Source organism: Streptomyces himastatinicus ATCC 53653 (genome assembly GCF_000158915.1).
In the GTDB taxonomy this organism is placed as follows: Bacteria; Actinomycetota; Actinomycetes; order Streptomycetales; family Streptomycetaceae; genus Streptomyces; species Streptomyces himastatinicus.
This window is the reverse complement of sequence record NZ_GG657754.1, coordinates 3,265,748-3,290,274: the sequence shown is the minus strand read 5'-3', so window position 1 is coordinate 3,290,274 and position 24,527 is coordinate 3,265,748. Positions and strand designations below refer to the sequence as shown.

The 24,527-nt window shown below is 71.4% G+C and carries 24 protein-coding genes, 4 pseudogenes and 1 riboswitch; of the genes and pseudogenes, 26 read left to right on the top strand and 2 right to left on the bottom strand.

Translation table 11 applies throughout. The features are described from left to right. A partial coding sequence (locus SSOG_RS53535) for a methyltransferase domain-containing protein (protein WP_039937450.1) occupies nucleotides 1-546 on the bottom strand: 546 nt, incomplete at its 3' end. A 307-nt stretch (nucleotides 547-853) separates the two neighbouring features. Here SSOG_RS53535 and proS point away from each other — a divergent pair. From proS to SSOG_RS13205, 18 genes and pseudogenes are all read left to right on the top strand, one after another. Next, nucleotides 854-2,269: a proline--tRNA ligase gene (proS, locus tag SSOG_RS13290; protein ID WP_009714741.1), complete on the top strand. Its 1,416-nt coding sequence runs from the start codon at nucleotides 854-856 to the stop codon at nucleotides 2,267-2,269. Between the two features lie 213 nt (nucleotides 2,270-2,482). After that, nucleotides 2,483-3,076, top strand: coding sequence for a hypothetical protein (locus tag SSOG_RS13285; RefSeq protein WP_009714740.1), 594 nt, complete (start codon nucleotides 2,483-2,485; stop codon nucleotides 3,074-3,076). A gap of 155 nt (nucleotides 3,077-3,231) precedes the next feature. After that, entirely contained in the window at nucleotides 3,232-3,675 is a 444-nt protein-coding gene (gene rpsP, locus SSOG_RS13280; protein WP_009714739.1) for a 30S ribosomal protein S16, read from the top strand. A 2-nt stretch (nucleotides 3,676-3,677) separates the two neighbouring features. After that, complete coding sequence (locus tag SSOG_RS13275; protein ID WP_003958958.1) at nucleotides 3,678-3,917, top strand: RNA-binding protein; 240 nt, start codon at nucleotides 3,678-3,680, stop codon at nucleotides 3,915-3,917. Between the two features lie 99 nt (nucleotides 3,918-4,016). Further along, nucleotides 4,017-4,568: a ribosome maturation factor RimM gene (gene rimM / locus SSOG_RS13270; protein WP_039937447.1), complete on the top strand. Its 552-nt coding sequence runs from the start codon at nucleotides 4,017-4,019 to the stop codon at nucleotides 4,566-4,568. After that, nucleotides 4,565-5,407, top strand: a complete 843-nt coding sequence (gene trmD, locus SSOG_RS13265) for a tRNA (guanosine(37)-N1)-methyltransferase TrmD (RefSeq protein WP_009714737.1) — start codon at nucleotides 4,565-4,567, stop codon at nucleotides 5,405-5,407. Before rimM ends, trmD begins: the two co-directional genes overlap by 4 nt. Before the next feature lie 133 nt (nucleotides 5,408-5,540). Further along, on the top strand, nucleotides 5,541-5,891 hold the full coding sequence (gene rplS / locus SSOG_RS13260) for a 50S ribosomal protein L19 (RefSeq protein ID WP_009714736.1): 351 nt from the start codon (nucleotides 5,541-5,543) through the stop codon (nucleotides 5,889-5,891). Nucleotides 5,892-5,953: 62 nt separating this feature from the next. Further along, on the top strand, nucleotides 5,954-6,820 hold the full coding sequence (gene lepB / locus SSOG_RS13255; RefSeq protein WP_039937445.1) for a signal peptidase I: 867 nt from the start codon (nucleotides 5,954-5,956) through the stop codon (nucleotides 6,818-6,820). Then, nucleotides 6,813-7,908: pseudogene (lepB, locus tag SSOG_RS13250) on the top strand (signal peptidase I); the annotation flags it as partial. The gene lepB (SSOG_RS13255) and the pseudogene lepB (SSOG_RS13250), both read left to right, overlap by 8 nt. Continuing rightward, a complete protein-coding gene (gene lepB, locus SSOG_RS13245) occupies nucleotides 7,805-8,860 on the top strand; it encodes a signal peptidase I (protein ID WP_245606288.1) in 1,056 nt (351 codons plus the stop codon). The pseudogene lepB (SSOG_RS13250) and the gene lepB (SSOG_RS13245), both read left to right, overlap by 104 nt. 91 nt (nucleotides 8,861-8,951) lie before the next feature. After that, complete coding sequence (gene lepB, locus SSOG_RS13240; protein ID WP_009714732.1) at nucleotides 8,952-9,707, top strand: signal peptidase I; 756 nt, start codon at nucleotides 8,952-8,954, stop codon at nucleotides 9,705-9,707. Continuing rightward, the gene (locus SSOG_RS13235) at nucleotides 9,700-10,227 is read left to right on the top strand and encodes an NUDIX hydrolase (RefSeq protein ID WP_009714731.1); all 528 of its coding nucleotides are present in this window, start codon (nucleotides 9,700-9,702) and stop codon (nucleotides 10,225-10,227) included. Before lepB (SSOG_RS13240) ends, SSOG_RS13235 begins: the two co-directional genes overlap by 8 nt. A gap of 39 nt (nucleotides 10,228-10,266) precedes the next feature. Further along, complete coding sequence (locus tag SSOG_RS13230) at nucleotides 10,267-10,575, top strand: DUF2469 domain-containing protein (protein ID WP_009714730.1); 309 nt, start codon at nucleotides 10,267-10,269, stop codon at nucleotides 10,573-10,575. Between the two features lie 128 nt (nucleotides 10,576-10,703). Then, nucleotides 10,704-11,063 carry a YraN family protein gene (locus SSOG_RS13225; protein ID WP_009714729.1) on the top strand — a complete coding sequence of 120 codons (360 nt, stop codon included), beginning with the start codon at nucleotides 10,704-10,706 and terminating at the stop codon, nucleotides 11,061-11,063. Continuing rightward, nucleotides 11,064-12,686, top strand: a complete 1,623-nt coding sequence (locus SSOG_RS13220) for a YifB family Mg chelatase-like AAA ATPase (RefSeq protein WP_009714728.1) — start codon at nucleotides 11,064-11,066, stop codon at nucleotides 12,684-12,686. A gap of 53 nt (nucleotides 12,687-12,739) precedes the next feature. Then, nucleotides 12,740-13,939 carry a DNA-processing protein DprA gene (gene dprA / locus SSOG_RS13215; protein WP_009714727.1) on the top strand — a complete coding sequence of 400 codons (1,200 nt, stop codon included), beginning with the start codon at nucleotides 12,740-12,742 and terminating at the stop codon, nucleotides 13,937-13,939. Between the two features lie 129 nt (nucleotides 13,940-14,068). Further along, nucleotides 14,069-14,902: an RNA polymerase sigma factor WhiG gene (gene whiG / locus SSOG_RS13210; protein ID WP_009714726.1), complete on the top strand. Its 834-nt coding sequence runs from the start codon at nucleotides 14,069-14,071 to the stop codon at nucleotides 14,900-14,902. 103 nt (nucleotides 14,903-15,005) lie between these two features. Further along, nucleotides 15,006-15,545, top strand: coding sequence for a TetR/AcrR family transcriptional regulator (locus SSOG_RS13205; protein WP_039941040.1), 540 nt, complete (start codon nucleotides 15,006-15,008; stop codon nucleotides 15,543-15,545). A 465-nt stretch (nucleotides 15,546-16,010) separates the two neighbouring features. On the opposite strand, the pseudogene SSOG_RS57445 reads toward SSOG_RS13205, so the two are convergent. Then, nucleotides 16,011-16,427 (bottom strand): annotated as a pseudogene (locus tag SSOG_RS57445) (peptidoglycan DD-metalloendopeptidase family protein); the annotation flags it as partial. Nucleotides 16,428-16,743: 316 nt separating this feature from the next. Between SSOG_RS57445 and rpsB the strand changes: the two are divergent. The 8 genes and pseudogenes from rpsB to SSOG_RS13165 form a co-directional block, all read left to right on the top strand. Then, a pseudogene (gene rpsB / locus SSOG_RS13200) lies at nucleotides 16,744-17,613 on the top strand (30S ribosomal protein S2); the annotation flags it as partial. A 145-nt stretch (nucleotides 17,614-17,758) separates the two neighbouring features. Continuing rightward, nucleotides 17,759-18,595, top strand: a complete 837-nt coding sequence (tsf, locus tag SSOG_RS13195; protein WP_009714722.1) for a translation elongation factor Ts — start codon at nucleotides 17,759-17,761, stop codon at nucleotides 18,593-18,595. Nucleotides 18,596-18,746: 151 nt separating this feature from the next. Beyond that, nucleotides 18,747-19,526, top strand: coding sequence for a UMP kinase (gene pyrH / locus SSOG_RS13190; RefSeq protein ID WP_009714721.1), 780 nt, complete (start codon nucleotides 18,747-18,749; stop codon nucleotides 19,524-19,526). A gap of 104 nt (nucleotides 19,527-19,630) precedes the next feature. Further along, complete coding sequence (frr, locus tag SSOG_RS13185) at nucleotides 19,631-20,188, top strand: ribosome recycling factor (protein WP_009714720.1); 558 nt, start codon at nucleotides 19,631-19,633, stop codon at nucleotides 20,186-20,188. Then, nucleotides 20,188-21,366, top strand: coding sequence for a phosphatidate cytidylyltransferase (locus SSOG_RS13180; protein WP_009714719.1), 1,179 nt, complete (start codon nucleotides 20,188-20,190; stop codon nucleotides 21,364-21,366). The genes frr and SSOG_RS13180 overlap by 1 nt, the downstream gene beginning before the upstream one ends. A gap of 59 nt (nucleotides 21,367-21,425) precedes the next feature. Continuing rightward, on the top strand, nucleotides 21,426-22,556 hold the full coding sequence (gene rlmN, locus SSOG_RS13175; RefSeq protein ID WP_039937439.1) for a dual-specificity RNA methyltransferase RlmN: 1,131 nt from the start codon (nucleotides 21,426-21,428) through the stop codon (nucleotides 22,554-22,556). A gap of 77 nt (nucleotides 22,557-22,633) precedes the next feature. Next, nucleotides 22,634-22,737: riboswitch (TPP riboswitch) on the top strand. Then, nucleotides 22,733-23,806: a thiamine ABC transporter substrate-binding protein gene (locus SSOG_RS13170; protein ID WP_009714717.1), complete on the top strand. Its 1,074-nt coding sequence runs from the start codon at nucleotides 22,733-22,735 to the stop codon at nucleotides 23,804-23,806. (Overlaps the previous riboswitch by 5 nt.) A gap of 65 nt (nucleotides 23,807-23,871) precedes the next feature. Beyond that, a pseudogene (locus SSOG_RS13165) lies at nucleotides 23,872-24,527 on the top strand (ABC transporter permease); the annotation flags it as partial.

The window sequence follows — 24,527 nt, the reverse complement described above, 5'->3', positions numbered from 1 at the left end:
GGCGAGCCGGGCGCCCACCCGCAGCACGACGAGGTGGCGCACCGCTCGGGGCGGGCCCCACCCGGCCAGCACCACCGCGCCGCCGCGTTCGGCGAGCGCCGCGGCCGCCGTGAGCGAGGACGCCGCCGCGGCGAGCCCGCTGGGGCCGCCCGCCGCCGGGGCGGGCAGTGGCTCGAAGGCCGTCACCACCGTGAAGCCGGACGCCCCCGCCGCCTCCCGTGCGCACGCCGACTCCGGACCGCCGGGCCCCAGCCGCACCGGGTCGGCCAGCCGCTCCCGCGCCAGCGCGAGGCGTGGCTCGTCCGTGTCGACCCCACAGACGTCCGCGCCGCGCCCGGCCGCCATGAGGAGGGCGAGACCCGAGCCGCAGCCCAGGCCCAGCAGCCGCGTTCCGGCACCGACGTCCAGCCGTTCGTACACGGCCTCGTACAGCGGCACCAGCATCCGCTCCTGGATCTCCGCCCAGTCGCGGGCGCGGTCGTGGGGGTCCGCCGTGCGCGGCGGGGAGGGGTGCGGGCGGCGCCGCCGTACGAGCGTAGATGTCATCGAAAGGGCCCCAATCAGCGAAGAGCAGTGCCGTCGTCAGATCCGCCGTTGTGCGCCAGGGGGTGCCGTGTGGATGGTGCCGGGCTCTTCCACAGGACACCCGCTCGTCGCGTCCCACCCCCGTATGCCAGAGAACTCCGCATCCGTCCCCGCGTCCAGAGCTTTCACGGCCGTGCTTGCGTGCCCCCTCCGTGCGCCCCCGCGCGCCTTCGCGTCCGCCCCGCTCCCGGTCCCGCCCCGGGGCGCCGCGACCGCCCCGGGCGATATTCGCCGCGGTCGGCCGCGTTGCCGCCGTACGATCGGCGGCATGGCCAAGGCACCCGTTCTCACCCCGCGTGCGGAGGACTTCCCGCGCTGGTACCAGGATGTGATCAACAAGGCCGAGCTGGCCGAGAACGGTCCGGTGCGCGGCACCATGGTCATCCGACCGTATGGCTACGGGCTGTGGGAGCGGATGCAGGGCGACCTGGACGCCCGGATCAAGGCGGTGGGCGTCCAGAACGCGTACTTCCCCCTCTTCATCCCGCAGTCGTATCTGACGCGGGAGGCCGAGCACGTCGAGGGTTTCGCGCCCGAGCTCGCGGTCGTCACCCATGGCGGCGGCAAGGAGCTGGAGGAGCCGGTGGTGGTCCGGCCCACCTCCGAGACCATCGTCAACGAGTACTTCTCGAAGTGGGTGCAGAGCTACCGCGATCTGCCGCTGCTGATCAACCAGTGGGCCAATGTGGTGCGTTGGGAGCTGCGGCCCCGGCTGTTCCTGCGGACGACCGAATTCCTCTGGCAGGAGGGCCACACCGCCCATGCCACGTACGAGGACGCCCGGGAGTTCGCCGCCCGCATCCACCGCGACGTCTACGCCGACTTCATGGAGAACGTGCTCGCCATGGACGTCGTCCTGGGCCGCAAGACCGCGCGCGAACGCTTCGCGGGCGCCGTCAACACCCTCACCCTGGAAGGGATGATGGGCGACGGCAAGGCGCTCCAGCTGGGCACCAGCCATGAGCTGGGCCAGAACTTCGCCCGCGCCTTCAACACCCGCTATCTGTCCCGGGACGGCGAGCAGGAGCTGGTCTGGCAGACCTCCTGGGGCAGCACGACCCGCATGGTCGGCGCGCTGGTGATGATGCACGGTGACGACGACGGGCTGCGGCTGCCGCCCCGGCTGGCCCCGGTGCAGGCCGTCGTCCTCGCGGTCAAGGGCGATGACGCGGTGCTCGCCGCGGTCCGCGAGACGGGTGACCGGCTGGCGGCGGCGGGCGTCCGGGTCCAGGTCGACGACCGCACCGACATGCCCTTCGGCCGTCGCGCCGTCGACTGGGAGCTGCGGGGCGTACCGGTGCGCGTCGAGATCGGCCCGCGCGATCTGGAGGCCGGTACCGCCACGCTCGCCCGGCGGATCCCGGGCGGCAAGGAACCGGTGCGCACCGACCTGGTGGCCGAGACGGTGCCGAAGGCGCTGGAGGAGGACCAGGCGCTGCTGCTGCGCCAGGCGCGGGAGCGCCGCACGGCGCGCACGGTCGAGGTGCGGACCGTGGAAGAGGCCGCGGAGGCGGCGGCCGCGGGCGGCTGGGCGCGCATCCGGTGGGCCGACCTGGGGCCGGAGGGCGAGGCCGCGCTCGCCGAGCGGGCGGTGTCCGTGCGGTGTCTGGTCACCGAGGACGGGGCGGTGCCGGACGCCGATGACGCGCCAGGTAACGTCGCCTACGTGGCCCGCGCCTACTGAGCGCATCGGGCCCCGCGAGCCGGCGTCTACGGTCGGGCCGTACGGGCCGTACGAGGTGGTACGTACCGCCTTGGTGCGCCGTGGGCGGCTCATCCATGCATGTGCGCACCCGCCCTCGTCGCGACGCATCAGCGCTGAACTGACTGGTACGTGCAAATTATTTGAGATGCCCCGGAATCGGAACACCGGGCGGCTCCTGCTCGTTAGCACGACGTGAGCACGACACCACCTGTACTCGCCGCAGAGCTGGCACAGGCGTGGGCCGATATTCAACGGCACCACCCCGAGCTGCCAGATCTCGCCGCGCCCGAATCGCTGATCGGAGAGTCGTCGTCCGCATGTGGCGCCGAGCTCTCCTTCGAACGGCTGCTGCACGAGGCAGTCCATGGCATCGCCGCTGCCCGCGGTGTCCGTGACACCTCGCGCGCCGGCCGCTACCACAACCGCCGGTTCCTGGCGATCGCCGAGGAGCTGGGTCTCGACCACTCAGAGGAGCCGCATCCCAGCAGCGGCTTCTCGCTGGTCACCCTCAGTCCGGAGGCGAGAAAGCGCTATCGGACCACAATCGACCGCCTGCACCGCGCCCTCAAGGCGCACACCGTCGCGACCGCTGCCGAGACCTCCCGCGCCTTCCGGGGCCCCGCGGCGCGGCACGGTTCGTCCGGGGGCGGTGTCCGGGTCAAGGCGGTGTGCGACTGCGGGCGCAACGTCCGCGTCGTTCCGTCCGTGCTGGCCCAGGCGCCGATCATGTGCGGGGGCTGCGGGAAGCCGTTCCGTATCCCGGACGCGGTGGCCGCGGTCGGCTGACCGGCGACGGTGTGGCAGAATGGTCCGCTGTACTCGACAGCCGACCAGGACCCCTCTCTCCTCCGGCTGACGCGTCCATCGGGCACTCGGGTACCGCAACCCCACGCGGCACTTCGCAGTGCTCAACCACGTCAAGACCAGGAGACACCACTCCCGTGGCAGTCAAGATCAAGCTGAAGCGTCTGGGCAAGATCCGTTCGCCTCACTACCGCATCGTCGTCGCCGACTCCCGTACCCGCCGTGACGGCCGGGCCATCGAGGAGATCGGCCTGTACCACCCGGTGCAGAACCCGTCGCGCATCGAGGTCGACTCGGACCGCGTGCAGCACTGGCTGAAGGTCGGCGCCCAGCCGACCGAGCCGGTGCTCGCCATCCTGAAGGTCACCGGCGACTGGCAGAAGTTCAAGGGCCTGCCCGCCCCGGCTCCGATGAAGGTCGCCGAGCCGAAGGCCGACAAGCGCGCCCTGTTCGAGGCCGCGGCCAAGGACGCCGGTGACGAGCCGAAGGGTGAGGCCATCACCCCGAAGGCGAAGAAGTCCGAGAAGAAGTCGGACGAGGCGGCCGAGGCTGCTGAGTCCACCGCGTCGACCGAGGCCTGAGGATGCTCGAGGAAGCCCTCGAGCACCTGGTGAAGGGCATCGTCGACAACCCCGACGACGTGCAGGTCGCCTCGCGCAACCTGCGTCGCGGACGCGTGCTCGAGGTCCGGGTCCACCCTGATGACCTGGGCAAGGTGATCGGCCGCAACGGCCGCACGGCCCGCGCGCTGCGCACCGTCGTGGGCGCCATCGGCGGCCGTGGGATCCGCGTCGACCTCGTCGACGTGGATCAGGTCAGCTGAGAGGCGATCAAGAAGAGCACCGGCACGGGCCGGGGAGGGCTTCGGGCCGTCCCCGGCCCGTGTGCGTGAAGGCCCGTGTGCGGGAAAGGGACATGCATCGTGCAGTTGGTTGTCGCGCGGATCGGCCGTGCCCATGGCATCAAGGGTGAGGTCACCGTCGAGGTGCGTACGGACGAGCCCGAGCTGAGGCTCGGCCCGGGCGCCGTGCTGGCCACCGAGCCCGCCTCGGCCGGACCGCTGACCATCGAGACCGGCCGGGTGCACAGCGGCCGGCTGCTGCTGCGCTTCGAGGGGGTGCGGGACCGTACGGGCGCGGAGGCGCTGCGGAACGTGCTGCTCATCGCGGAGGTCGACCCCGAAGAGGTCCCGGAGGACCCCGAGGAGTTCTACGACCACCAGCTGATCGACCTCGACGTGGTCACCGTGGACGGCACGGCGGTCGGCCGGATCTCCGAGATCTCCCATCTGCCGTACCAGGACCTGCTGATCGTCAAGCGGCCCGACGGCGGCGAGGTGATGATCCCGTTCGTCTCCGAGATGGTGCCGGAGATCGACCTGGAGGAGCAGCGCGCGGTCGTCGACCCGCCGCCGGGACTCCTGGACGAGGCCGAGGCGGAGGTCGCCACCGGCCGTGAGGAGACGCCGTCATGAGGCTCGACGTCGTCACGATCTTCCCGGAGTACCTGGAGCCGCTGAACGTCTCGCTGGTCGGCAAGGCGCGTGCCCGCGGCGTGCTCGACGTCCGCGTGCACGATCTGCGCTCCTGGACGCACGACCGGCACAACACGGTGGACGACACCCCGTACGGCGGCGGCCCCGGCATGGTCATGAAGCCCGAGCCCTGGGGCGAGGCGCTGGACACGATCATCGCGTCGGGCGAGGGCGAGGGGCTGCCCAAGCCGACGCTGGTGGTGCCCACCCCGAGCGGCCGCCCGTTCACCCAGACCCTCGCGGTGGAGCTGTCCGAGCGCCCCTGGCTGGTCTTCGCCCCGGCGCGCTACGAGGGCATCGACCGGCGGGTGATCGAGGAGTACGGGGAGCGGCTGGAGATCCACGAGGTCTCCATCGGTGACTACGTCCTGGCGGGCGGCGAGGCCGCGGTCCTGGTGATCACCGAGGCCGTCGCCCGGCTGCTGCCCGGGGTGCTGGGCAATGCCGAGTCGCACCAGGACGACTCCTTCGCGCCGGGCGCGATGGCCGATCTGCTGGAGGGGCCCGTCTACACCAAGCCCCCCGAGTGGCGCGGCCGGGACATCCCGGAGGTGCTGGTCAGCGGCCATCACGGCAAGATCGCCCGGTGGCGCAGGGACGAGGCGTTCCGCCGCACCAGCGCCCACCGCCCCGATCTGATCGAACGCTGCGACCCGGCGACGCTCGACAAGCACGACCGCGCGCTCCTGGCCGATCTCGGCTGGGAGGAACTGCCGGGGGCGGGCGAAACCGGGGGGCGGGCCCGATTTGGGCGGCCGCACCGGGCCGTGGAAGAATAGGCCGCTGCCGTACGTCCGGGCGTGCGCCCCTGCCACAGGGGGACCGACGCTCGCCCGATGAGGGCGGCACTCCGAATCAACATTCCGATATGCCGCTGATGACCTGTGGCATCAGCGAAGAAAGCAGACGATCATGTCTCACCTGCTCGACAACGTCGACTCCGCGTCGCTGCGCAGCGACATCCCGACCTTCCGCCCCGGCGACACGGTCAACGTCCACGTCCGCGTCATCGAGGGCAACCGCTCGCGTGTCCAGCAGTTCAAGGGCGTCGTCATCCGCCGCCAGGGCTCCGGCGTGCGTGAGACCTTCACCGTCCGCAAGGTGAGCTTCAGCGTCGGCGTCGAGCGCACCTTCCCGGTGCACACCCCGATCGTCGAGAAGATCGAGGTCGTCACCCGCGGTGACGTGCGCCGTGCGAAGCTGTACTACCTGCGTGACCTCCGCGGCAAGGCCGCGAAGATCAAGGAGAAGCGCACCAACTGAGTTTTGCTCGACTACTGAGCTCCCGTCGGATGTCCCGGCCGGGCCGGATAGGCTCTCGCCCGATGGACATCGAAGGACGGCTCGCGGAGCGCGATCGCTCCTCCTGTTCCGGCCCGGAGCACGAGGAGCGATCGCGCTCTTCGCATACCCCGGAGGACCCCCCGGAGGACCCCAAGGAGGAGCAACCTTCCGCGGAGCAGCCGCCCGACGAGAGTCGCCCGTCGGCGGGGGCGCCCGGCGCCCGGCCGTGGCGGCGGGCCGCGCTCCTCGCGGCGCTCTCCATGGCGCTGGTGCTGCTGGTGAGCGGGTTCGTGGTGCAGCCGTTCCAGATCCCCAGCGGCTCCATGGAGACCACCCTGCGCCCCGGGGACCGGGTGCTGGTGAACAAGCTCGCATACCGTTTCGGGGACGATCCGCGCCGCGGCGACGTTGTCGTCTTCGACGGCACCGGCTCCTTCCTCCAGGAGGAGACGTCCGGGAACCCGGTGACCGGTGTGCTGCGCAAGGCGGCCGCGGCGGTCGGACTCGCCGAGCCCGCCGAGACCGACTACATCAAGCGCGTGGTGGGCGTCGGCGGTGACCGGGTCACCTGCTGCGACAAGCGGGGGAGGATCGAGGTGAACGGCCGGCCCGTGAACGAGGACTACCTGTACCCCGGGGACACCCCCTCCCAGGTGCCGTTCGACACCGTCGTGCCCGAGGGACGGCTGTGGGTGATGGGCGACCACCGCAGCGCCTCCCGGGACTCCCGCGACCACCTCGGCGAGCCGGGTGGCGGCACCGTCCCCGTGGACCAGGTGATCGGGCGGGCCGACTGGATCGGCTGGCCGTTCGGCCGGTGGTCCCGCATCCGGGGCCCCGAGGTCTTCGCGCACGTCCCCGCGCCCGGCGCGGCACCGGGCGCGGCCACGGGCGGTGCGCATGGGTAGCCGCGGACGTCCCCGCTCCGGGGCCCGTTCCGGCACCCGCCGGGCGGGCCTCGGCCTTGGCACCACCCCCGCCGAGCCGTCGCGCGAGCCGGGTCAGCGCCGGCTCGCCACGCGCGCGGAGCGGCGCCGGGTGCAGCAGCGGATCAAGCGCAGAAGACGCCGTTCCGCCGTGCGGGAGATACCGATCCTGATCGGTGTGGCGCTGGTGATCGCGCTGGTCCTCAAGACCTTCCTGGTGCAGGCGTTCGTGATCCCGTCCGGCTCGATGGAGCAGACGATCAAGATCGGCGACCGGGTGCTGGTCGACAAGTTCACCCCGTGGTTCGGCTCCAAGCCGACCCGCGGGGACGTGGTGGTGTTCAAGGACCCCGGCGGCTGGCTGGAGGACGAGCGGAAGCCGCCCGAGGAGGATCCGCCGGTCATCAAGCAGGGCAAGGAGTTCCTGACCTTCATCGGTCTGCTGCCCTCGTCGGACGAGCAGGACCTGATCAAGCGAGTGGTCGCGGTCGGCGGCGACACGGTGGCATGCTGTGACGGGAACGGCAGGGTCACGGTCAACGGGACGCCGCTGAACGAGTCGTACCTGTACCCGGGGAACGCGCCGTCGCAGCGCAAGTTCAAGGTGACCGTCCCCGCGGGGCGGATGTTCATGATGGGCGACCACCGGTCCAACTCGGCGGACTCCCGGGTGCATCTCGACGAGACGTACCAGGGCACCGTCGCGGACGAGAGCGTGGTGGGCCGTGCGGTGGTGATCGCATGGCCGTTCGGTCACATGCGACAGCTGGAGGAGCCCGGAACGTACGCGTCCGTGCGGGACGCGCCGAGTGGGGCGACACAGGTGAGCGGCGCGCCGCATAGGCTGTCCCCCATGGATCAGCAAGGAATGATCCAGCTCCCGACCCCTGCGGAACTCCCGCTCGTTATGGGAGTGGTGGGCCTGCGCCGTTCGTGGAGCAGGCGGCAGCGGCGTGAGGAGTGAATGTGGGGGACTTGGCGGTCGGCGCCCGATCCGGTCACGAAGAGCCCGAGAGGCGGCCCGGTACGAGGGGAGAGGGGACCGCGGACCAGGCATCGGAAGCGTCCGGGGCGTCCCCGGCACCGGGAGGCGCTCCCACGGCGGAACCGGCTGATACGCCGCCCTCCCGCCCTTCCGGACCCACCGGCCCGCCGCCCCCGCCGGGGCCCGGGGCCGGTGCGGAGCGGGAGAGCGGCTCCGAGGAGGAGAGCAAGCAGCCCGGCACCGGGCGGCGGCCCGCGAAGGGGCGGAAGGTGCGCTCCTTCTGGAAGGAGCTGCCGATCCTGATCTTCATCGCGCTGGTGCTGGCGCTGCTGATCAAGACCTTCCTGGTGCAGGCGTTCTCGATCCCGTCCGACTCGATGCAGAACACGCTCCAGCGGGGCGACCGGGTGCTGGTGGACAAGCTCACCCCCTGGTTCGGCTCGAAGCCGGAGCGCGGCGAGGTGGTCGTCTTCCACGACCCGGGCGGCTGGCTCGGAGAAACCCAGACGCAGGACTCGGGCCCGGTAGCCGAGGGCATCCAGGAGGCGCTCAGCCGCGTCGGCCTGATGCCGTCCGCTGATGAGAAGGACCTGATCAAGCGCGTGATCGCGGTCGGCGGGGACACGGTCTCGTGCAAGCGCGGCGGCAAGGTGATGGTCAACGGCAAGGCGCTGGACGAGCCGTACATCTTCCCCGGGAACACGCCCTGTGACGAGAAGCCGTTCGGCCCGGTCAAGGTGCCCAAGGACCGGATCTGGGTCATGGGCGACCACCGCCAGGACTCGCTGGACTCCCGCTACCACCAGAACCTGCACAACGGCACGGTCTCGGTGGACGACGTCGTCGGGCGCGCGATCGTGGTGGCCTGGCCGGTCAACCGCTGGTCCGCCCTGTCGGTCCCGGGCACCTTCGACCAGCCGGGGCTGAGCGCGGCGGCCTCCATGGCGCCCTCGGCGCTCGGGCTCGCGTGTGCGGTGCCGATCGTGCTGTGGCGTCGTCGCAGGCGGGAGGCGAAGGTGCGGGGGACGGCTGACTGATCCCCCGTACCGCGGGTAAGGTGCGATCCCGTGCCACAGGGCATGCGGACCATGACCTTCTATGTCTGCTGGACACGGTGGGAGCACTGGAATGAGCGATGCCCGAGGGGCGGGGGGCAGCAGGCTGGGCGCCGTGCTGTCCGGGCTGGCGGTGGCCGTCGGCTGTGTGCTGTTCCTGGGCGGCTTCGCCTGGGGTGCGGTGCTCTACAAGCCGTACAGCGTCCCGACGGACTCGATGTCGCCGACCATCGGCAAGGGCGACCGGGTGCTCGCGGAGCGCATCGACGGTGGTGAGGTGCGCCGCGGCGATGTGGTCGTCTTCCAGGACGAGATCTGGGGCGCCCTGCCCATGGTGAAGCGGGTCATCGGTGTCGGCGGCGACAAGGTCGTGTGCTGCGACAAGCAGAACCGCATCACCGTGGACGGCAAGACACTCGAAGAACCGTATCTTCAGGCCAAGGAACCGGCCTCGATGACCCGGTTCTCCACCAGGGTGCCCAAGGGGAGCCTGTTCCTCATGGGCGACCACCGCAGCGACTCCCTCGACTCCCGGGTGCACCTCACCGACAGCAGCCATGGCGCCGTCCCCACGGACGCCGTGACGGCCCGGGTGGACGCCACCGCCTGGCCGCTGGGGTCCTTCGGCATGATGGGACGCCCGGAGGTGTTCAAGGACCTGCCGGGCGGTGTCTCACAGCCCGGCCCGCTCCGGCTCGTTTCGGTCTCGGTGCTGGCCGGTGCCGTGCTCATCCTGGGAGGTGCGGCCTACGGGCCGGTCGCGCGCCGGATGGGAGGCGGCACCACCCGGCGGAACGAGACGCGGGAGAAGGTGGCGGCCAGTGGCTGACGAGACCAGCGGGACCAGCGGGACCGGCGCGGACGAGACGCCGCTGCGGAAGGTCGCCCGGGTGGTGCTGCTCGACCCGGCGGACCGGATCCTGCTGCTGCACGGGTTCGAACCGGACGACCCCTCGCTGACCTGGTGGTTCACCCCGGGCGGCGGGCTGGAGGGCGACGAGAGCCGCGAGCAGGCCGCCCTGCGCGAGCTGGCGGAGGAGACCGGGATCACCGATGTCCGGCTCGGCCCGCTGCTGTGGCGGCGCACCTGCTCCTTCCCGTTCTACGGCCGCCGCTGGGACCAGGACGAGTGGTACTACCTGGCCCGTACGGAGCAGACCACGACCCGCCCGGAGGGGCTGACGGAGCTGGAGCGGCGCAGCGTGACCGGGCTGCGCTGGTGGCCGGTGGAGGAGCTGGCCGGGGCGACCGAGCCGGTGTACCCGACCCGGCTCGTGGAACTGTTGCGTACGCTGCTCGACGAGGGACCGCCCAGTACACCGGTGATCCTGGAGACTGAGCGTGTCTGACGCACAATGGGGGGACGCACGGCTGAAGGGGAACATGCCATGAGCGCCGAGGACCTCGAGAAGTACGAGACCGAGATGGAGCTGAAGCTCTACCGGGAGTACCGCGATGTCGTCGGTCTGTTCAAATACGTGATCGAGACCGAGCGTCGTTTCTATCTCACCAACGACTACGAGATGCAGGTGCACTCGGTCCAGGGTGAGGTCTTCTTCGAGGTGTCGATGGCGGACGCCTGGGTCTGGGACATGTACCGACCGGCGCGGTTCGTCAAGCAGGTACGCGTGCTCACGTTCAAGGACGTGAATATCGAGGAGCTGAACAAGAGCGACCTCGATCTTCCGGGAGGCTGACTTCCGGGAGTCGGCTCACTCTTCCGGGTGGCGGAGTTGTCCACCCGCGCCGGGGCGTCCACAGAAATCCACCAAGATCCCTGAGTTCGTGGCGGGCGCGTCACAGTCGGTGCCGGAGGTGGTGCCGAATGAACGCCCGGGGAGCACTGGGACGCTACGGCGAGGATCTGGCCGCGCGCCGGCTGGCCGAGGCCGGTATGACCGTCTTGGAGCGCAATTGGCGGTGCCGGGACGGCGAGATCGACATCGTCGCGCTGGATGCCGGGGCGCTGGTCGTGTGCGAGGTCAAGACGCGCCGCGCAGAGGGCTACGAACCTCCGACGGCGGCAGTCAGGCCCGGCAAGACCGCCCGGCTGCGCCGGCTCGCCGAGCGCTGGCTGGAGCGGCACGGCGGGCCGCCGCCGGGAGGCGTGCGGATCGACCTGGTGGGCGTGGTGCTGCCGCGGCGCGGCGCGCCCGTGGTCGAGCATCTGCGGGGGGTGGCCTGAATGGGGTTCGCCCGTACCTGCTCGGTCGCGCTGGTCGGGGTCGAGGGCGTGGTGGTCGAGGTCCAGGCCGATCTGGAGCCCGGCGTGGCCGCCTTCACCCTGGTCGGCCTGCCCGACAAATCCCTGGTGGAGAGCCGGGACCGGGTCCGTGCCGCCGTGGTCAACTCCGGAGCCACCTGGCCGCAGAAGAAGCTCACGGTCGGGCTCAGCCCGGCGTCCGTCCCCAAGGGCGGCAGCGGCTTCGACCTGGCCGTCGCCTGTGCGGTGCTCGGCGCCGCCGAGCGCATCGACCCGCGGGAGATCGCCGATCTGATGATGATCGGGGAGCTGGGACTGGACGGCCGGGTCCGGCCCGTGCGGGGGGTGCTGCCCGCCGTGCTCGCGGCCGCCGAGGCCGGATACCGGCAGGTCGTCGTCCCGGAGCAGACCGCGGCCGAGGCATCCCTGGTCCCGGGCGTCTCGGTGCTCGGGGTGCGGAGCCTGCGCCAGCTGATCGCGGTCCTCACCGACGAACCGGTGCCCGAGGAGGACGAGCCGCTGGAGGCCGGGAGGCCCGATCCGATGCTTGCGGGGCTCACCATGCCCGGCGCGGGCATGGGCGCCGGGGTGGCCGCGCTCCCCGGGACCGGGACGGGGCGGCCCGATCTGGCCGAGGTCGCCGGACAGCGGGCCGCGCGCACCGCGCTGGAGGTCGCCGCCGCTGGTGGCCACCACCTGTTCCTCGTCGGGCCGCCGGGCGCGGGCAAGACCATGCTCGCCGAGCGGCTGCCCGGGCTGCTGCCGCCGCTCACCCGGCAGGAGGCGCTGGAGGTCACCGCCGTGCACTCGGTGGCCGGGGTGCTGCCACCGGGCGAGCCCCTGGTGCAGACGCCTCCGTACTGCGCACCGCACCACTCGGCGACCATGGCCGCCCTGGTCGGCGGCGGCAACGGGCTGCCGCGGCCGGGCGCGGTTTCCCTCGCCCACCGGGGTCTGCTCTTCCTGGACGAGGCGCCCGAGTTCAGCGGCCGGGCCCTGGACGCCCTGCGGCAGCCGCTGGAATCCGGCCATGTGGTGGTCGCCCGCTCCGCGGGCATGATGCGCATGCCCGCGCGCTTCCTCCTCATGCTGGCCGCCAACCCCTGCCCCTGCGGGCGCCACGGGCTGATGGGGGACGGCTGCGAATGCTCGCCCTCGACGGTCCGCCGCTACCAGTCGAGGCTCTCCGGCCCACTGCTGGACCGGGTCGACCTGCGCGTCCACGTCGAGGCGGTGAGCCGGGCCGAGCTGACCGGGGCGGGCGGCGCGGCGGAGAGCACCGCCTCGGTCGCGGCCCGCGTGCGCGAGGCGAGGGAGCGGGCCGCCGCGCGCCTCGCGGACACCCCCTGGCGGCTGAACAGCGAGGTGCCGGGCCATGAGCTGCGCACCCGCTGGCAGGCCTGCCCCGGGGCGCTCCGCGAGGCCGAGCGCGACATGGAGCGCGGGCTGCTCACCGCCCGCGGCCTGGACCGGGTGCTGCGGGTCGCCTGGACCGTCGCCGACCTCGCCGGGCACGACCGGCCGCTGGCGCCGGACATCGCCCAGGCCCTCCAACTGCGCACCGGAGTGGCCCGTGCGGTGCCGGTCGGCGCGGGGGAGTACTGATGGCGGCCTGCCCCGCGGGAGGTCCGGTCGCGGCGCCCGGGATGCCACCCGCCATGGACCCCGGGCCGGGCGTGGACGACGAGGAGCGGCTCGCCCGGGCGGCCCTCACCCGGCTCGTGGAGCCCGGCGACGAAGCGGTGGGGCGCTGGCTGCGCCGACTGGGGCCGGTCGGGCTGTGGCGGGCGCTCACCGGGGAGGCCAAGCCGCCGCCCGGGGCGAGCCCGCGGCGGCTGGCCGGATGCGCACTGCGGGCCGGTGGGCTCGACCCCGCGGCCGACCTCGGCCTGATCGCCGCCCGGGGTGGGCGTTTCGTCTGCCCCGGGGACATGGAGTGGCCCGGTCAGCTCGACGACCTCGGGGACACTCGCCCGGTCGGGTTATGGGTGCGGGGCCCCGCGTCGCTGCGCATGTGGGCGCTGCGCTCGGTCGCGGTGGTGGGGGCCCGCGCGTGCAGCGACTACGGCGCGCATGTCGCGGCGACGATGGGCGCCGGGCTCTCCGAGCGGGGCTGGGTGGTGGTCTCAGGCGCGGCCCAGGGAGTGGACGGCGCGGCGCACCGCGGGGCGCTCGCCGTGGGCGGGGCCACCGTCGCCGTGCTCGCCTCCGGGGTGGACACCCCCTATCCGCGGGGGCACACCGAGTTGATCGAGCGCATCGCGGAACAGGGGCTGGTGCTGGCCGAGTTGCCGCCCGGAGCGCATCCGACCCGCAGCCGCTTCGTGCTGCGCAACCGGGTCATCGCCGCCCTCACCCGCGGCACGGTCGTCATCGAGGCCGAGTACCGCAGCGGATCGCTGGTCACCGCGCGCCGGGCACAACAGCTCGGCCGGTCCACCATGGGGGTGCCCGGCCCGGTCACCAGCGGGCTTTCCGCGGGGGTCCATGAACTGCTGCGCGGCGAGGCCGTCCTGGTCACCGACGCCGCCGAAGTCGTCGAGCTGATCGGCGGCATCGGGGACCTCGCCCCCGTCCGGGAAGGACCCCTCGTCGAGCGGGACCTGCTCCATCCCGTGACGGCACGGGTGCTGGAAGCGTTGTCGGCACAGGGCGGCAACGAGGGACATGAGGTGGCCAGGGAATCCGGGACGAGCTGCGAAGAGGCCGTGGGCCGGCTCTACGAACTGCTCGCCCTGGGTTTCGTCGAACGCCATGGCGACCGCTGGCAGTTGGTGCAGCCCGCGCGCCGGAGTGACGGCACACGGCGAGGCGATCCCCCATATCGGGGCAATCGGGTGAAAGGGTTGAGGCGATGACCGTATCCGCACACCGCCGAGCCGTTGCCCTTCGCATACCGCGACGCCGCAGTCACGCTACGCTCACAAGGTTTCCGGTGGAAGCGTACGTCCTCACCCATGTCATGGCAGAACGGCTCAAGGCGACGAATGCCCCAGCACATCTCCGGGTCTGACCGCGCGGCGCCGCCCGCTGCCCGCGGCGCGGTGCGCCCCGCGGCACCGTCCTCGCTCGACGAGCTGTGGCGGTCGTACAAAGCCACGGGCGACGGGCGGCTGCGGGAGCAGCTGATCCTGCACTACTCACCGCTGGTGAAATATGTGGCCGGGCGGGTCAGCGTCGGACTGCCCTCCAACGTCGAGCAGGCCGACTTCGTCTCGTCCGGTGTCTTCGGGCTCATCGACGCCATCGAGAAGTTCGACCCCGAGCGCGCCATCAAGTTCGAGACCTACGCCATCACCCGCATCCGCGGTGCGATGATCGACGAACTGAGGGCGCTGGACTGGATCCCGCGCTCGGTCCGCCAGAAGGCCAGGGCGGTCGAGCGGGCGTACGCCACGCTGGAGGCGGCGCTGCGCCGCACCCCCACCGAGGTCGAGGTCGCCGCCGAGATGGACATCAGCGTCGACGAACTGCACGGTGTCTTCAGCCAGTTGTCGCTGGCCAACGTGGTCGCCCTGGAGGAGCTGCTGCACGTCGGCGGCGAGGGCGGCGACCGGCTCAGCCTCATGGACACCCTGGAGGACACCGCCGCGGACAATCCGGTCGAGGTGGCCGAGGACCGGGAGCTGCGCCGACTGCTCGCCCGGGCCATCAACACCCTTCCGGAGCGGGAGAAGACCGTGGTCACGCTCTACTACTACGAGGGGCTCACGCTGGCCGAAATCGGCCAGGTCCTCGGGGTCACCGAGAGCCGGGTCAGCCAGATCCACACCAAGTCCGTGCTCCAGCTGCGCGCGAAACTCGCCGACGTCGGACGCTGAATCGTCCCGCCGGGTTCGCCACCGTCGTGACGTCACCGTGACGTCTCCGTAGAGTGGTGACGTGCCCAGGATTCGAGCGGCCTCAGTGGCCGAGCACCGGACGATGCAGCGCGGCGCCCTGCTGGAGGCCGCCCGCTCCTTGCTGTCCGAGGGCGGTACGGAGGCGTTGACCTTCCCCGCACTCGCCGAGCGCACGGGCCTCGCCCGCTCGTCCGTCTATGAGTACTTCCGCTCCCGCGCGGCCGTGGTCGAGGAGTTGTGCGCCGTCGACTTCCCGGTCTGGGCCGCCGAGGTCGAGGCCGCCATGGAGGAGGCCGGGACGCCCGAGGCGAAGGTCGAGGCATATGTGCGCCGACAGCTCGCTCTCGTCGGCGACCGCCGCCACCGTGCCGTGGTGGCGATCTCGGCCGGTGAGCTGGACGCGGGCGCGCGCGAGAAGATCCGCGCCGCCCACGGCGGGCTGATCGGCATGGTGGTCGAAGCCCTCGGTGCGCTCGGCCATCAGCAACCCCGGCTGGCCGCGGTGCTGCTCCAGGGCGTCGTGGACGCCGCGGTCCGCCGCATCGAGCTGGGAGCCGCCGAGGACCCCGAGGGCATCACGGAGGCGGCGGTCGCCATGGCCCTGGGCGGCGTACGGGGCTGACCTCCTGCGGGGCGATCTCCCGTGGCGGCGTACGGGCTGACCTCCCGAGGCGTGCGGGGCCGACTCCGTGCATCCCGCGACCTCGGTGAACGCCGAGGCTCCCGCATGCCCAAGGCGGCGCCCGGCCGCTCCCACCCGCTCCGGTCGGCGGCGTCTCCGGGCTCGGCCCGGCGTCCGGCGGGCCCGGCCGCGCAGTCGGCGTCCGGCCCAGGAGGCCGCGGCCGCCAGCGCCACGGCCGGTGCCAGGTCCGACGGACCGGTGGGGGCAGCGGTGGCCCTCAGAAGTGGCCGCGCACCGGCCGCCGGAGGTGAGGTCGCCGCGGACCCCTGCGCGGGCGGGACGCCGAAGACCGGCAGCAGCCGGGACGGCCCGCCCCGCAGCATCGACCGCGGAAGCAGCGACAGCGGATCCAGATAGCGGTCCCCGCGCCGCAGCCCCCAGTGCAGACAGGCCGCCGGGCAGTGGAACGGCCCCGCCTCCATCACCCCGACCACCTGCCCCGCCGTCACCCGCGCGCCCCTGGACACCGTGGCCCGCACCGGTTCGTAGGACGTCCGCAGCGGAGGATCGCCGGTCCCGGACAGCTCGATGGTGAGCACCCCGCGCCCCGCGACCGGCCCCGCGAAGCTCACCCGCCCCGCGGCCGCCGCCCGTACCGCCTGCCCCGCCCCGCCCGCCAGATCGACCCCCCGATGGCCCGCCGCCCACGGCGTGGGCGGCGGCCGCCACGCCCTCAGCACGGTGGGGCGCAGCGCCCCCTCCGGCCCGGCCACCGGCCATGACCGGCCGTCGGAACCCGGGGCCGCCACCGCGGCCGGGGCCCGGAGAGGAAACAACAGAACGCACAGGGCAAGAGCCCACACCGCACCAAGCCGTCGCATGTCACCCACGGTGACGCCAATCGCCGCATCCGGTGGATCATGGACGCGAACTGGGGACTACCCACGGGTTGTGGATATCGCCGTCACCCGGCACCGCACGGGTCCCGTACACTTCTTATGGCGATCCGGGTCACCGGATCGACTTCGCACGCCCCGCCGCCCGCGCCCCGAGCACGTATCGGCAGCACGGCGGCCGCGCCCCTCGGTCCTCGGACGAGCCCCCTACCAGGGCCCTCGTTCGTGGCAGGCGCGCCGGGGCGTCAGGAGCGGCGGCCGCCCGGCCGCCGTGGAACCGAGTACCTCAAGGAGTACGGCCATGGCCGTCGTCACGATGCGGGAGCTGCTGGAGAGCGGCGTCCACTTCGGGCACCAGACCCGCCGCTGGAACCCGAAGATGAAGCGCTTCATCTTCACCGAGCGCAACGGCATCTACATCATCGACCTGCTCCAGTCGCTGTCGTACATCGACCGCGCCTACGAGTTCGTCAAGGAGACCGTCGCCCACGGCGGCTCCATCATGTTCGTCGGCACGAAGAAGCAGGCGCAGGAGGCGATCGCCGAGCAGGCGACCCGCGTCGGCATGCCGTACGTCAACCAGCGCTGGCTGGGTGGCATGCTGACCAACTTCTCGACCGTCTACAAGCGCCTTCAGCGCCTGAAGGAGCTCGAGCAGATCGACTTCGAGGATGTGGCCGCCTCCGGCCTCACCAAGAAGGAGCTCCTGGTCCTCTCCCGTGAGAAGGCCAAGCTGGAGAAGACCCTCGGCGGTATCCGTGAGATGCAGAAGGTGCCGAGCGCCGTCTGGATCGTGGACACCAAGAAGGAGCACATCGCCGTCGGTGAGGCGCGCAAGCTCCGCATCCCGGTCGTCGCGATCCTCGACACCAACTGCGACCCCGACGAGGTCGACTACAAGATCCCGGGCAACGACGACGCGATCCGCTCCGTCACGCTGCTCACCCGCGTGATCGCCGACGCCGTCGCCGAGGGCCTCATCGCCCGCTCCGGCGTCGCCACCGGCGACGAGAAGGCCGACAAGGGTGCGGGCGAGCCCCTGGCCGAGTGGGAGCGCGACCTGCTCGAGGGTGAGAAGAAGGCCGACGAGCCCGAGGCCAAGCCGGCCGAGGCCGCCACCGAGGCCCCGGCCGAGGCTGCTGCCGCCGAGAAGCCGGCCGAGGCCGCGTCGAGCTCCTGTCTGAGGACGTCCCGGCAGCGGACGCCGAGCAGGCCTGACCACTCAGACGGTGTACAACGGCGGGGGACGGTGCGACGGCGCCGCCCCCGTCGTTCACCCGTAGAGCTTTCGACTTTCGAGAAGAGATTCACAGATCATGGCGAACTTCACCGCCGCTGACGTCAAGAAGCTCCGCGAGCTCACCGGCGCCGGCATGATGGACTGCAAGAAGGCGCTGGACGAGGCCGAGGGCAGCGTCGACAAGGCCGTCGAGATCCTCCGCGTCAAGGGCCAGAAGGGCGTGGCCAAGCGCGAGAGCCGCAGCGCCGAGAACGGTGCCGTCGTCTCCCTCATCGCCGACGACAACACCTCCGGCGTGCTGGTCGAGCTGAAGTGCGAGACCGACTTCGTGGCCAAGGGCGACAAGTTCGTGGCCGTCGCCGACGCCATCGCCGCCCACGTCGCCAAGACCGTCCCGGCCGACCTGGAGGCCCTGCTCGCCTCCGAGATCGAGGCCGGCAAGACCGTCCAGGCGTTCGTGGACGAGGCCAACGCCACCCTCGGTGAGAAGATCGTCCTCGACCGTTTCGCGCAGTTCTCCGGCGGCTACGTCGCCGCGTACATGCACCGCACCAGCCCGGACCTGCCGCCGCAGGTCGGCGTGCTGGTCGAGCTGGACAAGGAGAACGCCGAGGTCGCCAAGGACGTCGCGCAGCACGTCGCCGCCTTCGCGCCGAAGTTCCTGAGCCGTGACGAGATCCCGGCCGAGACCGTCGAGAACGAGCGTCGCGTCGCCGAGGCCACCGCTCGCGAGGAGGGCAAGCCCGAGGCCGCCCTGCCGAAGATCATCGAGGGTCGCGTCACCGGCTTCTTCAAGGAGAACGTCGTGGTGGACCAGGCGTTCGCCAAGGACAACAAGAAGTCCGTCCAGAAGGTCCTGGACGAGGCCGGCGTCTCCCTGACCCGCTTCGCCCGTTTCCGCGTCGGCGTCTGAGCCGAGCAGCGAAACACCGGCGACACCGATAGGGTCGTAGGCAGCCAACCGTCAACCGGTCGGCCGCAGATGTGACGAGGAGGCCATTGCCGCAGAGGTCGTACCAGGACCCGGCAGTGGCCTTCTTCGTATGTGCACGAGGAGATCTCCAATGAATCACGGCGCGGACGCCAAACAGGCCGACGACAAAAACGCGGACGGTCCAGTACGACACGGCCGTTTCCTGCTGAAGCTGTCCGGCGAGGCGTTCGCCGGCGGCGGGGGACTCGGGGTCGACCCCGATGTCGTGCACGCCATCGCCCGCGAGGTCGCCGCCGTGGTGCGCGACGGCGCCGAGATCGCCATCGTGATCGGCGGCGGCAACTTCTTCCGCGGGGCCGAGCTTCAGCAGCGCGGCATGGACCGGGCGCGCTCGGACTACATGGGCATGCTCGGCACCGTCATGAACTGTCTCGCCCTCCAGGACTTCCTGGAAAAGGAGGGCATCGACTCCCGCGTCCAGACCGCCATCACCATGGGGCAGGTCGCGGAGCCGTACATTCCGCTGCGCGCGGTGCGCCACCTGGAGAAGGGGCGCGTGGTGATCTTCGGTGCGGGCATGGGCATGCCGTACTTCTCGACGGACACCACCGCCGCCCAGCGCGCCCTGGAGATCGACGCTGAGGCGCTGCTCATGGGCAAGAACGGGGTGGACGGGGTCTATGACTCCGACCCCAAGCGGAACCCGGACGCGGTCAAGTTCGACGCGCTCGAGTACGGCGAGGTGATCACCCGGGACCTCAAGGTCGCCGATGCCACCGCGATCACCCTCTGCCGGGACAACAAGCTGCCGATCCTGGTTTTCGAGCTCACCGCCGAAGGAAATATCGCGCGCGCGGTGAAGGGTGAGAAGATCGGCACGCTCGTGAGCGACCAGGACGTACGCGCCTGACGGCTCGTTCGGGGGATGGACAACGGCCTGCCGGTCGGACACCGTGCAGGAGAAGACGCACGCAGGGGCGAGGCTCTGCTTACGGATAACACCAGGAGCAAGTGGTGATCGAAGAAATCCTCCTCGAGGCCGAGGAGAAGATGGAGAAGGCCGTTGTGGTCGCCAAGGAGGACTTCGCCGCGATCCGCACCGGGCGTGCGCACCCGGCGATGTTCAACAAGATCGTGGCGGACTACTACGGTGCGCTGACGCCGATCAACCAGCTCGCGTCGTTCTCGGTGCCCGAGCCGCGCATGGCGGTGATCACCCCGTTCGACAAGAGCGCGCTGCGCAACATCGAGCAGGCGATCCGCGACTCGGACCTGGGCGTCAACCCCAGCAATGACGGCAACATCATCCGAGTGGTGTTCCCCGAGCTCACCGAGCAGCGCCGCAAGGAGTTCATCAAGGTCGCCAAGGGCAAGGGCGAGGACGCGAAGATCTCGATCCGCAGCATCCGGCGCAAGGCCAAGGAATCGATCGACAAGCTGATCAAGGACGGCGAGGTCGGCGAGGACGAGGGCCGGCGCGCGGAGAAGGAGCTCGACGACCTCACCGCGAAGTACGTTGCGCAGGTGGATGAGCTGCTCAAGCACAAGGAAGCCGAGCTGCTCGAGGTCTGATGAACGACTCTTCCTGGGGGGCCCCACCACGCGCCGGACTCTGGGGACCGACTGATCAGGGCACCTCCCCCGGCTACGGCTGGGAGGTGCCCCCTTCTTCGGCGGGTCCCGCGCACGAGGTGGCCGAAGCGGCGCAGACTCGCCCCATGCCCACCGTGCCGCACGCAGGCGGCGAACCCGGCGACGCCGCCGGCCGCGACCGGGGGGCCGCCCGGCCGGGCGGCCCCTTGTTCCGCGATGAGCGGGAGCAGCGGCCCGGACCGGGACAGCCCGCCGGGCAGCCGCCGACGCCTCCCGGCCCCGGCCCCGAGTCCGCCGGCAGCGCGCCCGGCAACGGCGGTGGTCAGGGCACGAAGAAGAAGAGCGCGGGCCGCGATCTGCGGGCCGCGATAGGGGTGGGCGTCGGGCTTGGCGTGATCATCGTCGCCTCGCTCTTCATCTACAAGCCGGTGTTCATCGGCGTGATAGCGGTCGCCGTGGTCGTCGGGCTGTGGGAGCTGACCTCCCGGCTGGCCGAGCGGAAGGACATCCGCGTCCCCCTGGTGCCGCTCGCCGTCGGTGGTGTCGCCATGGTCGTCGCGGGCTATGTGCGCGGGGCGCAGGGCGCATGGGTGGCGGTCTCGCTCACGGCGCTCGCCGTGCTCGTGTGGCGGATGACCGAGCCGCCCGACAACTACCTCAGGGATGTCACGGCGGGCGTCTTCGCCGCCTTCTACGTGCCGTTCCTCGCCACCTTCGTGGCGCTCATACTGGCCGCCGACGACGGCCCGTGGCGGGTGCTGACCTTCCTGCTGCTGACCGTGGTGAGCGACACCGGCGCGTACGCGGTGGGCTGGCGCTTCGGCAAGCATCCGCTCGCGCCCCGCATCAGCCCCGGCAAGACCCGCGAGGGGCTGCTGGGCGCGGTGGCGTTCGCGATGGTCGTCGGCGCGCTGTGCATGCAGTACCTCATCGAGGACGGCGTGTGGTGGCAGGGGCTGCTGCTCGGCCTCGCCGTCGCGGTCAGCGCGACCCTGGGGGACCTCGGCGAGTCCATGATCAAGCGTGACCTCGGCATCAAGGACATGGGCAAGCTGCTGCCCGGCCACGGCGGCATCATGGACCGGCTCGACTCGCTGCTGCCCACCGCGCCCGTGGTGTGGCTGCTGCTGATGATTCTTCGTGGGCGGGCGGGTTGAGCCGCGTCACGCATCGCACTCCTCAGACCCCGCGCCGCCCGTGGCGCGGGGCCTTCCGCATGTCTGCGACACTGGTACGGCCATGCCTTAAGCCCGGAGAACTCACTTTCGCCGTGCCGCGTGGGGCCAAGAAGCCCCCGCGGCACCTCGCCGACCTCACGCCCGCCGAGCGCCGCGAGGCCGTCGCCGCCCTCGGGGAGAAGCCCTTCCGGGCCGCTCAGGTGTCGCGCCACTACTTCGCCCGGTACACCGACGACCCCGCCCAGTGGACCGACGTACCGGCCGCCGCGCGCGAGAAGCTCGCGGCCGGGCTGCTGCCGGACCTGATGAGCGTGGTGCGGCACATCAGCTGTGACGACGACACCACCCGCAAGACCCTGTGGCGGCTCTTCGACGGCACGCTCGTGGAGTCCGTGCTGATGCGCTACCCGGACCGGGTCACCATGTGCATCAGCTCCCAGGCGGGCTGCGGTATGAACTGCCCGTTCTGCGCCACCGGCCAGGCGGGTCTGGACCGCAACCTGTCCACCGCCGAGATCGTGCACCAGATCGTCGACGGCATGCGGGCGCTGCGGGACGGGGAGATCCCCGGGGGCCCGGCCCGGCTGTCCAACATCGTCTTCATGGGCATGGGCGAGCCGCTGGCCAACTACAACCGGGTCATCGGTGCCATCCGCAGGCTCACCGACCCCGAGCCCGACGGTCTCGGTCTTTCGCAGCGCGGAATCACGGTTTCGACCGTCGGACTGGTCCCGGCGATGCTGCGGTTCGCCGACGAGGGCTTCAAGTGCCGCCTGGCGGTCTCCCTCCACGCACCCGACGACGAGCTGCGCGACACGCTCGTCCCGGTCAACACCCGCTGGAAGGTGCGCGAGGTCCTGGACGCGGCGTGGGAGTACGCGGAGAAGTCCGGCCGCCGCATCTCCATCGAGTACGCCCTGATCAAGGACATCAACGACCAGGCGTGGCGCGCCGATCTGCTCGGCCGGCTGCTCAAGGGCCACCGGGTGCACGTCAACCTCATCCCGCTCAACCCGACGCCCGGCTCCAAGTGGACGGCGTCCCGGCCGGAGGACGAGAAGGCGTTCGTCGCGGCCCTGGAGCGGCACGGGGTGCCGGTGACCGTCCGGGACACCCGGGGGCAGGAGATCGACGGGGCGTGCGGCCAGCTGGCGGCCACGGAGCGCTGAGAACCGCCGGCTGATACGGCTGATACGGTGCCTTCGCACAAGCGCCGTACAACCGCCGTACAGCGGCGGACAAATGAACATTCCGACAGGGGAGCGCGACAGCGCTGAGAGTGCGGCACGGCCGCAGACCCTCCAACCTGATCCGGGTCATACCGGCGTAGGGAGTCAGCCTCACCATGAACAGCCACCTTCGGCGTGCCGTCACCGCCGCCCTCGTCGGCTCCCTCGGCACCGGTGTTCTCAGCGGCTGTGGCGGGGGAGCGGCGGACGGCAAGGACTCCAAGACCGTCACCCTGGTCTCGCACGACTCGTTCGCGGCGTCCAAGGCGGTCCTCAAGGAGTTCACCCGCAAGACCGGCTACAAAGTGCGGGTGCAGGCCGGTGGTGACGCGGGGGCCGCCGTCAACCAGGCGATCCTGTCCAAGGGCCATCCGCAGGGCGATGTGTTCTTCGGCGTCGACAACACCCTCCTCTCCCGCGCGCTCGACAACGACCTGTTCACGCCGTACGAGGCGAAGGGCCTGGACAAGGTCCCCGCGGCCTTCCAGCTCGACCGGGCGAAGCACCGCGTCACCCCGGTCGACTACGGCGACATCTGCGTCAACTACGACCGCGCCTACTTCGAGCGCAAGAAGCTCGCGCCGCCGAAGACCTTCGCCGACCTGACCAAGCCCGCGTACAAGAACCTGCTGGTCACCGAGAACGCCGCCACCTCGTCCCCCGGCCTCGCCTTCCTCCTCGGCACCGCCGCCCGCTACGGCGACCACGGCTGGCGTGACTACTGGAAGAAGCTGCGGGCCAACGGCGTCGAGGTGGTCGACGGCTGGGAGCAGGCGTACTACGACCACTTCTCCGGTTCGGCGGGCGGCGCCAAGGGCGACAAGCCGCTCGTCGTCTCGTACGCCTCCAGCCCGCCCGCCGAGGTGGCGGACGCGAAGTCGAAGCCCGCCAAGGCCCCGACCGGGGTGGCGGACGGCACCTGCTTCCGCCAGACGGAGTTCGCCGGGCTGCTGAACGGCGCGGGCAACACCAAGGGGGGCAAGGCGCTGCTGGACTTCCTGCTGACCAAGCGCTTCCAGGAGGACGTACCGCTGAACATGTACGTCAATCCGGTGCGCGAGGGGGCGAAGCTGCCGGAGGTCTTCACCCGGTACGGGACCGAGGTCGCCGACCCGGCCACCCTGCCCCCGCGGAAGATAGCCAAGAACCGTGAGCCCTGGGTCAAGGCATGGTCCTCGCTCGTTCTGTAGAGCCCCGCGAGAACCGTGAGAAGGGTGAGGGCAGGGCACGCGGCACCGCCCTGCGGCTCGCGCTCATGGCCGTGCCGCTCGCCTTCTTCGGCGTCTTCTTCGCGTATCCGGTGGCCGCGATCGTCACCCGCGGGCTGCGCGTCGGCGGCCGGTGGCGGCTCGAGCGGATACCCGAGGTGCTGGGCGACCCGTCCATCCTGCACACCCTGTGGTTCACCGGCTGGCAGGCGGTCGCCTCGACCGGGCTGACGCTGGCGGTCGCGCTGCCCGGCGCGTATGTCTTCGCCCGCTTCGACTTCCCCGGCAAGGGGCTGCTGCGCGCCGTGGTGACCGTGCCGTTCGTGCTGCCGACCGTCGTCGCCGGATCGGCGTTCCTCGGCCTGCTCGGGCGCGGCGGGCTGCTGGACGAGCTGTGGGGGATACGGCTCGACACCAGCGTCTGGGCGATCCTGCTGGCCCACGTCTTCTTCAACTACGCGGTGGTCGTCCGCACCGTCGGCGGGCTGTGGGCGCAGCTCGACCCGCGCCAGGAGGAGGCCGCCCGGGTGCTCGGCGCGAGCCGCCTCGCGGCCTGGCGCCGGGTCACCCTGCCCGCCCTGGGCCCCGCCGTGGCCGCCGCCGCGCTGATGGTCTTTCCTGTTCACGTTCACCTCCTTCGGCGTGATCCAGATCCTCGGCGGTCCGCGCTACGCCACCCTGGAGGTGGCCATCTACCGGCAGA

What these genes read in the sequence shown, in the direction of transcription:
- proS (WP_009714741.1), top strand. Translation starts at nt 854, where the DNA reads ATGGCCAAGGCACCCGTTCTCACCCCGCGTGCGGAGGACTTCCCGCGC.
- SSOG_RS13275 (WP_003958958.1), top strand. Translation starts at nt 3,678, where the DNA reads ATGCTCGAGGAAGCCCTCGAGCACCTGGTGAAGGGCATCGTCGACAAC.
- trmD (WP_009714737.1), top strand. Translation starts at nt 4,565, where the DNA reads ATGAGGCTCGACGTCGTCACGATCTTCCCGGAGTACCTGGAGCCGCTG.
- rplS (WP_009714736.1), top strand. Translation starts at nt 5,541, where the DNA reads ATGTCTCACCTGCTCGACAACGTCGACTCCGCGTCGCTGCGCAGCGAC.
- lepB (WP_039937445.1), top strand. Translation starts at nt 5,954, where the DNA reads ATGGACATCGAAGGACGGCTCGCGGAGCGCGATCGCTCCTCCTGTTCC.
- lepB (WP_009714732.1), top strand. Translation starts at nt 8,952, where the DNA reads ATGAGCGATGCCCGAGGGGCGGGGGGCAGCAGGCTGGGCGCCGTGCTG.
- SSOG_RS13230 (WP_009714730.1), top strand. Translation starts at nt 10,267, where the DNA reads ATGAGCGCCGAGGACCTCGAGAAGTACGAGACCGAGATGGAGCTGAAG.
- SSOG_RS13225 (WP_009714729.1), top strand. Translation starts at nt 10,704, where the DNA reads ATGAACGCCCGGGGAGCACTGGGACGCTACGGCGAGGATCTGGCCGCG.
- SSOG_RS13220 (WP_009714728.1), top strand. Translation starts at nt 11,064, where the DNA reads ATGGGGTTCGCCCGTACCTGCTCGGTCGCGCTGGTCGGGGTCGAGGGC.
- dprA (WP_009714727.1), top strand. Translation starts at nt 12,740, where the DNA reads ATGGACCCCGGGCCGGGCGTGGACGACGAGGAGCGGCTCGCCCGGGCG.
- whiG (WP_009714726.1), top strand. Translation starts at nt 14,069, where the DNA reads ATGCCCCAGCACATCTCCGGGTCTGACCGCGCGGCGCCGCCCGCTGCC.
- SSOG_RS13205 (WP_039941040.1), top strand. Translation starts at nt 15,006, where the DNA reads ATGCAGCGCGGCGCCCTGCTGGAGGCCGCCCGCTCCTTGCTGTCCGAG.
- tsf (WP_009714722.1), top strand. Translation starts at nt 17,759, where the DNA reads ATGGCGAACTTCACCGCCGCTGACGTCAAGAAGCTCCGCGAGCTCACC.
- pyrH (WP_009714721.1), top strand. Translation starts at nt 18,747, where the DNA reads ATGAATCACGGCGCGGACGCCAAACAGGCCGACGACAAAAACGCGGAC.
- SSOG_RS13180 (WP_009714719.1), top strand. Translation starts at nt 20,188, where the DNA reads ATGAACGACTCTTCCTGGGGGGCCCCACCACGCGCCGGACTCTGGGGA.
- rlmN (WP_039937439.1), top strand. Translation starts at nt 21,426, where the DNA reads ATGTCTGCGACACTGGTACGGCCATGCCTTAAGCCCGGAGAACTCACT.
- SSOG_RS13170 (WP_009714717.1), top strand. Translation starts at nt 22,733, where the DNA reads ATGAACAGCCACCTTCGGCGTGCCGTCACCGCCGCCCTCGTCGGCTCC.